This is a genomic window from Klebsiella sp. LY (assembly GCF_004010915.1).
Taxonomy (GTDB): Bacteria; Pseudomonadota; Gammaproteobacteria; order Enterobacterales; family Enterobacteriaceae; genus Klebsiella; species Klebsiella quasipneumoniae.
The window spans coordinates 4901620-4913020 of sequence record NZ_CP022444.1 but is presented as its reverse complement, the minus strand read 5'-3'; the positions used below and the strand labels follow the sequence as shown (position 1 = coordinate 4913020).

General features: G+C 61.9%; 14 protein-coding genes. 1 reads left to right on the top strand and 13 read right to left on the bottom strand.

Annotated features, from left to right (window positions below):
- Nucleotides 1–90: 90 nt before the first annotated feature.
- Nucleotides 91–696, top strand: a complete 606-nt coding sequence (gene azoR / locus CE636_RS27150) for an FMN-dependent NADH-azoreductase (RefSeq protein ID WP_002902889.1) — start codon at nt 91–93, stop codon at nt 694–696.
- A 3-nt stretch (nt 697–699) separates the two neighbouring features.
- Here azoR and CE636_RS27145 read toward each other — a convergent pair whose 3' ends face one another.
- The 13 genes from CE636_RS27145 to paaB form a co-directional block, all read right to left on the bottom strand.
- Nucleotides 700–1143, bottom strand: coding sequence for a GFA family protein (locus CE636_RS27145; protein WP_025999094.1), 444 nt, complete (start codon nt 1141–1143; stop codon nt 700–702).
- Nucleotides 1144–1152: 9 nt separating this feature from the next.
- Complete coding sequence (gene paaY / locus CE636_RS27140; protein ID WP_004204049.1) at nt 1153–1749, bottom strand: phenylacetic acid degradation protein PaaY; 597 nt, start codon at nt 1747–1749, stop codon at nt 1153–1155.
- A 9-nt stretch (nt 1750–1758) separates the two neighbouring features.
- Nucleotides 1759–2685: a phenylacetic acid degradation operon negative regulatory protein PaaX gene (paaX, locus tag CE636_RS27135; RefSeq protein ID WP_025999095.1), complete on the bottom strand. Its 927-nt coding sequence runs from the start codon at nt 2683–2685 to the stop codon at nt 1759–1761.
- A 129-nt stretch (nt 2686–2814) separates the two neighbouring features.
- Nucleotides 2815–4131 (bottom strand): phenylacetate--CoA ligase PaaK, encoded by a 1317-nt coding sequence (gene paaK, locus CE636_RS27130; RefSeq protein WP_004204046.1) that lies wholly within the window; start codon nt 4129–4131, stop codon nt 2815–2817.
- 26 nt (nt 4132–4157) lie between these two features.
- The gene (gene pcaF / locus CE636_RS27125; RefSeq protein ID WP_017898728.1) at nt 4158–5363 is read right to left on the bottom strand and encodes a 3-oxoadipyl-CoA thiolase; all 1206 of its coding nucleotides are present in this window, start codon (nt 5361–5363) and stop codon (nt 4158–4160) included.
- The gene (gene paaI / locus CE636_RS27120; protein WP_004204043.1) at nt 5363–5785 is read right to left on the bottom strand and encodes a hydroxyphenylacetyl-CoA thioesterase PaaI; all 423 of its coding nucleotides are present in this window, start codon (nt 5783–5785) and stop codon (nt 5363–5365) included. The genes pcaF and paaI overlap by 1 nt, the downstream gene beginning before the upstream one ends.
- On the bottom strand, nt 5775–7199 hold the full coding sequence (locus CE636_RS27115; protein ID WP_017898729.1) for a 3-hydroxyacyl-CoA dehydrogenase: 1425 nt from the start codon (nt 7197–7199) through the stop codon (nt 5775–5777). Before CE636_RS27115 ends, paaI begins: the two co-directional genes overlap by 11 nt.
- Nucleotides 7200–7988 (bottom strand): 2-(1,2-epoxy-1,2-dihydrophenyl)acetyl-CoA isomerase PaaG, encoded by a 789-nt coding sequence (gene paaG, locus CE636_RS27110; RefSeq protein WP_004204040.1) that lies wholly within the window; start codon nt 7986–7988, stop codon nt 7200–7202. It abuts the gene before it with no gap.
- A 2-nt stretch (nt 7989–7990) separates the two neighbouring features.
- The gene (gene paaF / locus CE636_RS27105) at nt 7991–8758 is read right to left on the bottom strand and encodes a 2,3-dehydroadipyl-CoA hydratase PaaF (protein WP_017898730.1); all 768 of its coding nucleotides are present in this window, start codon (nt 8756–8758) and stop codon (nt 7991–7993) included.
- A complete protein-coding gene (gene paaE, locus CE636_RS27100; protein WP_017898731.1) occupies nt 8755–9825 on the bottom strand; it encodes a 1,2-phenylacetyl-CoA epoxidase subunit PaaE in 1071 nt (356 codons plus the stop codon). Before paaE ends, paaF begins: the two co-directional genes overlap by 4 nt.
- 7 nt (nt 9826–9832) lie before the next feature.
- Nucleotides 9833–10330, bottom strand: a complete 498-nt coding sequence (gene paaD / locus CE636_RS27095; RefSeq protein ID WP_004204037.1) for a 1,2-phenylacetyl-CoA epoxidase subunit PaaD — start codon at nt 10328–10330, stop codon at nt 9833–9835.
- 11 nt (nt 10331–10341) lie between these two features.
- Nucleotides 10342–11097: a 1,2-phenylacetyl-CoA epoxidase subunit PaaC gene (paaC, locus tag CE636_RS27090; protein ID WP_017898732.1), complete on the bottom strand. Its 756-nt coding sequence runs from the start codon at nt 11095–11097 to the stop codon at nt 10342–10344.
- 7 nt (nt 11098–11104) lie between these two features.
- Nucleotides 11105–11392, bottom strand: a complete 288-nt coding sequence (gene paaB / locus CE636_RS27085) for a 1,2-phenylacetyl-CoA epoxidase subunit PaaB (protein ID WP_004224492.1) — start codon at nt 11390–11392, stop codon at nt 11105–11107.
- Between the last annotated feature and the right edge of the window lie 9 nt (nt 11393–11401).

The following is an 11401-nucleotide window of genomic DNA, read 5'->3' as shown; positions in this document are numbered from 1 at the left end:
ATTGCGCTATCTCTGTGGCGCGATTGTGAATACAGTGTCATCAAGCACCAGGGCACTGACCCGTCAATCACATTAAAAAAGGAAACACCCATGAGCAAAGTATTAGTTCTGAAATCCAGTATTCTGGCAGGGTACTCACAATCTGGTCAGCTTTCCGACTATTTTGTTGAACAATGGCAGGAAAAACACCCGGGCGACGAGATCACCGTGCGTGACCTGGCCGCTAATCCGATCCCGGTTCTGGATGGTGAACTGGTTGGCGCCCTGCGTCCGAGCGACGCGCCGCTGACTCCGCGTCAGCAGGAAGCGCTGGCCCTTTCCGACGAGCTGATCGCTGAACTGAAAGGCAACGATGTGATTGTTATCGCTGCGCCGATGTACAACTTCAACATCCCGACGCAGTTGAAAAACTATTTCGACCTGGTGGCTCGCGCCGGCGTGACCTTCCGCTACACCGAAAAAGGGCCGGAAGGTCTGGTGACCGGTAAACGCGCGGTCGTTGTGACCAGCCGCGGCGGTATCCATAAAGATACCCCGACCGACCTGGTCACCCCGTACCTGTCCACCTTCCTCGGCTTCATCGGCATCACCGACGTGAACTTCGTGTTCGCCGAAGGTATCGCTTACGGCCCGGAAGTCGCGGCCAAAGCGCAGTCTGACGCGAAAGCGGCCATCGACAGCGTGGTTGCAGCCTAATAGTTAACTCCTCTCGCTTCCTGCGGGAGGAGATTTTTGCTTTTTCTCGTAGCGCAAATACCCCACCACGCCTCCGCCGCCATCTTTTGGATGATTCACGCCGTCGTTGACTTCCACGCAAGGAAAATCGAAAGGTGAAACGCCGTCAATGCAGGCCACATTCACCCCATACTGCTGTGGGTTTGATCGCCGTTGATGAAAGGTGTAGATCCCGCATACCGAGCAGAAAAAGTGCACGGCTTCCCCTGTATTAAAGCGATACTCTGTGAGCTTATCCCTGCCGCGTACCACATCGATTCCTGAACGCGGCGAAGAGACCGCGACCGCCCCACGCATTCGACAATATGAACAGTTACAGCGCCGAACGGTGTTGAAGCCGTCGCTGAGCTCAACGGTAAAGGCCACCGCACCGCAGTGACAGTGAGCGGATAATTTCTCTGCCATTATATTTACCCCTCAGGTGGAGGATTTTGGCCGCAGGTTTTCATCAAACTCCAGCCGCTTACGCCCGTCCTCCACTTCCCGTAATGGCTCAACCTGGTGGAGCGTCTGCTTACAGCGTTCCACCAGCACCTGGTATTCACGGGTACCGTGCTTTTTCCACGCCAGCTCCTGTTCGCTCAGGACGCGAATCGCTTTTGCCGGGCTGCCGATAATCAGATGGTTGGCGGGCATCTCGGCGTTGGCTTTGACGAAGGCCGAGGCGCCGACAATGCTGTTTTCGCCGATAGTCGCCCCGTCGATAATCACCGCGCTCATGCCCACCAGCGCGTTGCGGCCAATTACGCAGCCGTGCAGAATAGCGCCGTGGCCGATATGGCCCTCCTCTTCCACCACCGTATCCTGGCCTGGGAAGCCGTGCATCACGCAGTTGTCCTGTATATTGGCCCCGTCTTTGACCACGATGCGGCCAAAATCGCCGCGCAGGCTGGCGTTGGGCCCAACATAGACCCCTTTGCCGAGGATCACGTCGCCAATCAACACCGCGGTCGGGTGGACGTAACTCTCCTCCGGCACCACCGGGGTCAGTCCATCAATCTGATAAATCGGCATGCAACCTCCTTATGCGCCCGGCAAACCGCCAAAGCGCTGATAATAGAGCGGGCCCGGCGCGGGAAGCTCGCCGACCGAGCTTTCACCTTTCTCGCTGACGAACGCCAGCGCGCCGGGACTCACCCGTTGGTAAATATTGATACACAGCTGGCGGGCGGTTTGCCCCGCCCAGTGCGCCGGCAGCAGCTCTTCCGGCAGCAGCGGATCTTTGAGCACCACCCGGCGATAGAAATGAATCAGCAGGAGCTGGATCTGAAAGCTGCGCTCCGGCGTTAACTCCGCGGGGTCGCAGTCACGGAGCAGCGGCAGTATCGGCCGGAATAGCGAGATGAACGATTCATACATCTCGTTTTGTTCGGTGAGATGCCAGCACTCCTCTACCCGGCTGCGCAGCGCCGCCCGGGAGAGCGCCAGCGGCGAGTGGGCTTCAAAGCAGATGACGTTTTCGGCGACGCCTGCTTCGTGGAGCAGCGACTGGACATCCGCCAGCTTTTGCGACGGCGAGGCTAACAGGCTCGGCGCCAGCGCGCCAAATCCCTGCCACAGCAGCTGCTTTTTGACGTCGGCCAGCACATTTTTTTCCAGGCCTTCCGAGAGCAGCAGCAGCCAGGTACCATCCCATTCCGGGGCGTTCGCTCGATAAATTTTATGTTCCGCACGACGGGTCAGGCGCAGCCCTTTGTCGCTCAGACGATAGAAGCTGCGGCGGCCGATACGGACGACATCAAGCCACTCTTCTTTATTGAGGCGAAACAGCGCGGTGCGGACGAAGCGCTCGCCGAAGCCTAATCCTTCCAGCAGCGCCGCGACGCTGCCCAGCCACACTTCCCCACCGCGTTGTAATAAGGCGTCGCCATACAGCGAGGCGATCAATGACGTGCCGCTGATCGGCGTCGCCGTCACGGCTTGTTGAATAAAGGCGTCGAGTTTACTCATCTGATTCATGCTGTTGTTATATTTTTCCTTTATGAATCATAGCACAGGAATTTCCCCGGCTGAGGGCGTAAAGGCCTCAGCCGGGCTAACCGCGTAGCCCCGGTCAGCGCAGCGCCACCGGGGAGAGGTTTAACCGCTGACCACCGCTTTACGCAGATCAAATACCCGACAGGCTTTGCCTTCAGAGCGCGGAATGCTGCCGCAGTTGACGATAGTGATATCGGTGGAGATCCCGACCATCGACTTGATGCGGTGGCGCAACTGGTGACAAATCTGGCAGCGCTGCTCGTGACTCAGCGCCAGCCCGCTCTCTTTCAGCTCCACGCGCACCGCCAGCGAATCAAGATGGCCGCGGCGATTGACCTCCAGCTGGTAGTGCGGCGCCAGATGTTCAAACTTAAGGATCTCCTCTTCCAGCTGCGACGGGAAGACGTTAACCCCGCGGATGATCAGCATATCGTCGCTGCGTCCGCTGATGCGGTCCATACGGCGCATGGTGCGGGCGGTGCCCGGCAGCAGGCGCGTCAGATCGCGGGTACGATAGCGGATCACCGGCAGCGCCTCTTTGGTCAACGTGGTGAACAGCAGTTCGCCGTGTTCGCCATCGGCCAGCGGCGTGCCGTCGTCCGGGTTAACGATTTCCGGGAAGAAGTGGTCTTCCCAGATGGTCGGGCCGTCAACAGTCTCCAGACACTCCATCGCCACCCCCGGGCCCATCACCTCCGACAGACCGTATATGTCCAGGGCGGTGATCCCCAGCCGGCGCTCGATCTCCGCGCGCATCGCCAGGGTCCACGGCTCGGCGCCAAAGACGCCGACGCGTAATGAACAGCCGCGGGCATCGCCGTCCATCTGGCGCTCCAGCTCTTCAATCAGATTCAGACAGTAGGACGGCGTCACCATGATCATATCCGGCTTGAAATCACGGATCAGCTGCGCCTGTTTTTCGGTCTGTCCGCCGGACATCGGGATCACCGTCGCGCCTAAGCGTTCCGCGCCGTAGTGCGCGCCAAGGCCGCCGGTGAACAGGCCATAGCCGTAGGCGACGTGAATTTTATCTTTCGCCGTGCCGCCGGCGGCGCGCAGCGAACGGGCGACGATATTGGCCCAGTTATCAATATCGTTCTGCGTGTAGCCCACCACCGTCGGTTTGCCGGTGGTCCCGGAAGAGGCGTGAATGCGCACCACCTGCTCCATCGGCACCGCGAAGGTATCGAAGGGATAGTTGTCGCGCAGATCCTGTTTGGTGGTGCACGGGAATTTGGTCAGGTCGCTCAGTTCGCGAAAGTCGTCAGGGTGCACGCCGGCGGCGTCGAATTTGCGACGATACATCGGCACATTGTTATACGCATGATTCAGGGTCCACTTCAGCCGTTGGGTTTGCAGGGCCTGCAGCTCATCACGCGAGGCGGTTTCAATCGGATCTAATTTTGTAGTAGTTATCATTGTAGGGTACTCGCAGGTAAATTAGCTCACACTCGCTCGAGGATCATGGCGATGCCCTGACCCACGCCAATACACATCGTACACAACGCATAGCGCCCGCCGCGGCGCTGCAGCTCAAGGCTGGCGCTCAGCGCCAGACGCGCGCCGCTCATGCCCAGCGGATGGCCTAACGCGATGGCGCCGCCGTTGGGATTCACATGCGCCGCATCGTCAGGCACGCCAAGCTGTCTGAGCACGCCCAGGGCCTGGGCGGCGAAGGCCTCATTCAGCTCAATCAGATCCATATCGTGGATATTGAGTCCCGCCCGCTCCAGCACTTTACGCACCGCCGGTACCGGCCCCAGCCCCATCAGCCGCGGTTCGACCCCTGCCGTCGCCATCGCCACGATACGCGCGCGCGGCGTGAGCCCCTGGATAGCGGCCTGCTGTTCGCTGGCGACGATCAGCGCCGCGGCGCCATCGTTGACGCCGGAAGCATTGCCCGCGGTAATGACGCCGCCCTGGCGGAACGGCGCTTTCAGTTGCGCCAGCTGCTCAAGCGTGGTTTCCGGGCGCGGATGCTCGTCCTCGCGCACGTCGCTGACCGCCCCTTTCCGTCCGACAATCTGCACCGGCACGATCTCCTGCGCCAGAATGCCATCGCGCTGGGCCTGCGCCGTGCGCTGCTGGCTGCGCCAGGCGAAAGCATCCTGATCGGCGCGGCTAATATTTAACAATTCAGCTACATTCTCGGCCGTTTCCGGCATGCTGTCAGTTCCGAAGTGTTGCGCCATGAGCGGGTTCACAAAACGCCAGCCAATGGTGGTGTCAAACAGCTCCGCCTGACGCTGATACGGCGCGCTGGCCTTCCCCATCACAAACGGCGCGCGCGACATCGACTCCACGCCGCCGGCAATCAGCAGATCGGCATCGCCGGCTTTGATCGCTCTGGCGGCAAAGCCGATCGCATCCAGACCAGACCCACATAGACGGTTAATCGTGGTGCCCGGTACGGTATGCGGGAAACCGGCCAACAGCGTCGCCATATGCGCCACATTGCGGTTATCTTCACCCGCCTGATTCGCGCAGCCGTAAATCACGTCATCGATCGCGGTCGGGTCAAGCCTGGGGTTGCGGCTCAGCAGCGCCCGCAGCGGGATCGCCGCCAGGTCGTCGGCGCGCACGCTGGCCAGCGCGCCGCCGTAGCGGCCAATCGGCGTGCGGATCCCGTCACAAATAAAGGCCTCGCGCATTAGACTTCTCCTGTGATTGTGCCGCCGATGCGGTGCGATTTGCCGCGAAACAGGGCCACAATTTTTTGCTGTTGATTAACAATTTCAATGTCGTAGACCCCGGTCAGCTTGCCCTGCTGTTTGACTCGGGCGGTGGCGACCAGCCGGTCCCCGGCAAACGCCGGGCGAAGGAAATCAATGCTGGCCGCCGAAGCCACCGCCGCCAGCCCCTGGCTGTTACAGGCGTAGGCGAAAGCGGTATCGGCAAGGGTAAATAGCTGACCGCCGTGACAGGTTTGATGGCCGTTAAGCATGTCCGGCGAGACGGTCATGGTCATCTGCGCAAAACCATCGTCCATTTCGATAAGTTCGATCCCCATCTTTCTGGCGCAGGTATCTTTTTCGTACATCACGCGAGCGTTGCGCCACGGATCATTGCTCATGGTGCTTCTCCATTAGCGCCTTCTGGCGCAACAGGGAACCGGGGCGATAGCGCTCCTCGCCATAATGGTGGTGCAGGTTCTCCAGCAGGCGCAGCACACGGCGCCAGCCGAGGCTTTCCCCCCACGCCAGCGGGCCCTGCGGGTAGTTGACGCCAAGACGCATGGCGGTATCGATATCCTGCGCGCTGGCCACCCCTTTCTGCAGTGCGTCCAGCGCTTCGTTAACCAGCATCGCCACCGTGCGCCACACCAGCAGGCCGGGATAATCGGCGATGCGCAGCACTTTCTTGCCCTGCTGCTGGAAATAGTGCACCGCTTTGTCCGTCGCCGCCGGCGCGTTGGTCGCCGCGGCGGCCAGCACCACCGTATCGCTGGCGCACAGGTCATACACCACCACCGGACGACGATGCTTAACGCTCAGCGCCAGGGCGGTTTCGCCTTCGGTCTCCAGCAACAAAAGCTCGTCCAGCTCGGTGACACTGTCACTTACCGTCATCACGGATTGCGCGCCAGTGGCGACCGGCGGCAGCGTCACCTCCGGCTGCGTCTCCGCAGGCCAGCGATAGACGCCGTGACCGCTCTTTTTCCCCAATCGCCCGGCCTGCGCCAGCTCCTGCTGCAGGAGCGATGGCAGGTAACGCCGGTCCTGCCAGAAGGCGTTAAATACCGAGCAGGTCACGGCGAAGTTGACGTCCTGGCCAATCAGGTCCGTCAGCGCCAGGGGCCCCATCGGGAAGCCGCCGCCGTCACGCAAAGCGGCATCGATAACTTCCGGGGCGGCCACCTGCTCCTCCAGCGCCCGCCAGGCTTCAGCATAGAACGGACGCGCCACGCGGTTAACGATAAAGCCGGGCGTCGAGCGGCAGCGAACCGGCCGTTTCCCCCAGCCGCTCACGCACTGGCACAGCTGCTCCACCACTTCCGCAGACGTCGCCAGGCCGCTGACAACCTCCACCAGCTGCATCACCGGCGCCGGATTAAAAAAGTGCAGCCCGGCCACCCGCTCCGGGTTTTTGACCCCGGCGGCGATGGCGGTAATCGAAATCGACGAAGTGTTGCTGGTCAGCAATGTTGACGGCGAGCAGATCGCCGCCAGCTGCGCGAACAGCGCCGCTTTCACCTCCAGCCGTTCAGAGGCCGCTTCGATCACTAAATCTGCGTCGGCCAGCGCGGCTAAATCGTGGGCCGGATGCAGCCGCGCCAGCAGCGCATCAGCTTGCTCAGGGACCAGTTTGCCGCGCGCAACGCGCGACGCCAGACGCCCGGCGATGCCCTCAATCGCCTGGCCTACAGCCTTAGGGTTAATATCAAAAATACGCACCGGATGTCCTGCGGCAGCAGCCACTTCGGCGATGCCGGCCCCCATGGTGCCGCTGCCGATCACCGCCACGTTGGCTAAGGATGTCGTCATCATCTATTTCCCGCTGAACTGTGGTGGCCGTTTGGCCAGAAACGCGCTGACCCCTTCGCGGTAATCATCGCTGCGCCCGGCGAGGCGCTGATAATCGCGCTCCAGATCCAGCTGCGCGTCGAGACTGTTGGTTTCCGCCGCCAGCAGCGCCTTTTTAATCAGCCCAAGACCAAACGTCGGCTGGGCCGCCAGATGGCGCGCCAGCTGCAGACTGGTATCCGCCAGTTCGGCATCGTCCACCAGTTGCCAGATAATCCCCCACTGCGCGGCCTGTTCCGCGCTGAGGCTGTCGCCCAGCAGCGCCAGCCCCATCGCGCGCGCGCGGCCAGCCACCCGCGGCAGGAACCAGCTGCCGCCGCAGTCCGGCACCAGCCCGAGCTTGCTGAACGCCATCACAAACTTGGCCGAACGCGCGGCCAGCACGATATCGCAGCCCAGCGCCAGGGTGGCGCCTGCGCCAGCGGCTACGCCGTTGACCGCGCAGATAACCGGTTTCGGCAGCGCCGCCAGACGGCGCACTAACGGGTTGTAAAAGCGTTCCACCGACAGGCCGAGATCCGGCGGCGGCCCACTGGGGTCGACGTTGCGGTCATTCAGATCCTGGCCGGCGCAAAATCCGCGGCCGGCGCCGGTGATCAGCAGGCAACGCACGCCGTCGTCGCGCTCGGCCTGCTTCAGACATTCCGCCAGCTGCTGATGCATCCGATCGTTAAAACTGTTGAGGCGGTCCGGGCGATTGAGAGTGATGGTCATGACGCCCTGTTCCACTGCGCTGAGAATGAAAGCTTCCACGATTAGCGTCCTTTAAAGTCCGGGTTACGTTTTTGTAAGAAGGCGTCGATGCCTTCGCGGCGGTCTTCGGTGGCGCTCAGCAGGCTGAACAGCTGGCGCTCCTGCTGGAGACCGGCCTGCAGGCTCACTTCCTGCGACAGGCGCAGCGACTGTTTCGCCGCCCGCAGCGCCAGCGGCGCATGGCGGGCGATGGTGGTCGCCAGTTGCAGGGCATACTCATCGGTTAACGCCGCCGGATGGACATCGCTCACCAGCCCGGCCTGCTGCGCCTGACGGGCGTCAATACTCTCGCCGCTCAGCACCATCCGGCTGGCCAGCGCCTTGCCAACGCTGCGGATCAGCCGCTGGGTGCCGCCAGCGCCCGGCATTATGCCGAGGGTAATTTCCGGCAGGCCAAAGCGGGCGTTGTCCCCGGCGACAATCAGATCGCACAGCAGGGCCAGCTCGCAGCCGGCGCCGAGGGCGTAGCCGTTGACCGAGGCGATCAGCGGTTTGGGGAAGGCATCGATACGCGCCCACAGCCGCGGGCGGATATCGTCCAGGGTCGCCGGGAGATCTTTCTCCGCCATCTCATTCAGGTCGGCCCCGGCGGCAAAGAAGCGCGGGTTACCGCTGATGACGCAGACGCTGACGCGGTTATCAGCGGCCGCGACCTCCAGCGCCTCGGCAATCTGGGTTAATAAGGCATTGTTCAGTGCATTGCGGGCCTGCGGACGGTTGAGCGTCAGCTGCAGCACCCGGCCATGGCGGTGGATCAGCAGCTCGCTCATGCCATCCCCCGCGCGTCAAAGTCGACAACTACGTCGCCGCTGGTGGGCAGCGCCTGGCAGCTCAGTACATAACCCGCCGCCAGCTCATCCGCTTCGAGGCTATAGTTGGCGGCCATCGCCACTTCGCCGCGCAGCACTTTGCATTTACAGGTGGCGCACACCCCGCCCTTGCAGGCAAACGGCAGGTCTGCCCCCTGACGCAATGCGGCATCCAGGATGCTGTCGTCTTCGGCGCTGAGGGCGATCAGCCGATCGCGCCCGTCCTGGCGGATGGTGACCGTGCGTCCCTCCGCCTGCACCCCGGCGGCGCGCTTAACGCTGCCGCCCGGCGTATTGAAGCGTTCGAGATGAATCGATTTCTCCGCTACGCCAAGTTCACGTAACGTTGCTTCCGCCTCGTCCATCATCGTCGCCGGACCGCAGATAAAGGCCTCGTCGAAACGGCTGAAATCCAGCAGATGGTCAGCGAGCTGGCGCAGTTTGTCGCCGTCAATGCGCCCCTGTAAAAGATCGCTGTCCATCGACTCCTGGCTGAACAGATGTATCACCTGCAGGCGCTGCGGATAGCGGTCTTTTAAATCGGCTAGCGCCTGGCGGAACATCATGCTGTGGCTGCTGCGGTTACCGTAGATCAGCGTGAAGCGACTGTACGGCTCGGTGGCCAGGGTGGCGCTAACGATCGCCATCATCGGCGTGATCCCGGAGCCGGCGGCAATCGCCAGATAGTCGCCCTGCCGCTCGGCCTGCGGCTGATAGCCGAAATGTCCCTGCGGCACCATCACCTCCAGCTCCATCCCCTGCTGGATATCGTGCTGGGCGTAGCGCGAGAAGCGTCCGCCGTCGATGGCTTTGATCGCGACGCTGATCTCTCCCGGCGTGCGGCTGCGGCAGATGGAGTAACAGCGGCGCAGCTCTTCACCGCCCAGACGGGCTTTTAGCGTCAGATGCTGGCCCGGGCGAAAACAGTATTCCGCCTGCAGGGCTTGCGGGATCGCAAAAGTGATGGTCACCGCATCGCGGGTTTCCGGCTCGACTCTCGCCACCTTAAGCGAATGGAACGTCGTCATGGCAACCTCAAATACATTTAAAGTAATCAAAAGGTTCCCGGCAGCTGTCGCAGCGATAGAGCGCTTTGCAGGCCGTGGAACCGAATTCGCTAAGCAGCGAGGTATGGGTGCTGCCGCAGCGTGGACAACTCACCTCGGCGGGCATATCCGCATGGCAGGCGTGCCCCTGGGGCGGGCTGATGCCGTACTGGCGCAGGCGCTCGCGGGCATCCTGACTCATCCAGTCGGTGGTCCACGGCGGATCCAGCTGCAGGACGATGTGGACCGGCAGATAACCATGCTCGCTCATCACTGCGCGGATCTCCCCCAGCAGATGCTCCGTCGCCGGACAGCCCGAATAAGTCGGGGTAAAGCCAATCACCCAGCCGTCGCCGTGGCGCGCGACGCTGCGCACCATGCCGAGATCGGTGATGGTCAGCACCGGTACTTCCGGGTCCGGGATCGCGCTTAACAATCCCCAGATAGCACGCACCTCGGCGGGAGCGATGTCATCTAAACGTTGCATCTTCTCCTCCCTTACCACTGCAGGCCGGGATGCGAACGCTGCAGATATTGCATCTCCGCCAGTAGCGGGCCGAGATGTTCACTGTGCAGCCCCTGTTTGCCGCCGCTGCGGAAGGCCGCTTCCTGCGGGATCGATAAGCCTGAGTCAAGCAGCGCGGTATGCACGGTGCTTTGCCATTCGGCCTGAAGCTCGCGCGGATCAACCGCAATGCCCTGCCCGACCAGGCTGAGCTCCAGGTCATCGGCAAGGAACAGTTCGCCGGTGAAGCGCCACAGATTGTCGACCGCCTGCTGCATTTTGCGCTGGGATACCTCGGTACCGTTGCCAAGACGCTCCAGCCAGCCACGGCTGAAGCGCTGGTGGTAACGCACTTCTTTCAGCCCTTTAGCGGCAATTGCCGCCAGCTGCGCATCGCGGCTGTTCACCAGCCGGCTGTACAGGGCGACGTGCCAGACGTCGATAAAGAACTGGCGGGCGATGGTGTCGGCAAAATTGCCGTTGGGCTGCTCCACCAGCAGCAGGTTGCTGAACTGGCGCTCATCGCGGCCGAAGGCCAGGGTATCTTCGTCGCCGCAGCCGTTAAGCTCGGCGGCATAGCTTAAAAAGTTGCGCGCCTGGCCGAGCAGGTCGAGGCCGATGTTGGCCAGCGCAAGATCGATCTCCAGCTCCGGGGCATGGCCGCACCAGGCGCCTAAACGCTGGGCCAGCACCAGACCATTGTCGCCAAGCCGCAGGGCATAGGTGGCGATGGGATTCGGGTTATTCATCGCCGCCTCACATATGTTCCATGCCGTCCGGCACGGTATAGAAAGTCGGATGGCGGTAGACTTTGCTTTCCGCCGGGTCGAAGAATTCGCCGCGCTCTTCCGGCTGCGAGGCAACGATTTCGCTGGCCTTCACCACCCAAATTGAGCAGCCTTCGCTGCGGCGGGTGTAGGCGTCGCGGGCGTTTTCCAGCGCCATTTGATCGTCGGCGGCATGCAGGCTGCCGACGTGACGATGGGAAAGCCCCTGTTTGCTGCGAACGAACACTTCATATAACGGCCAGTAAACTTTGCTCATGTTGTCTCT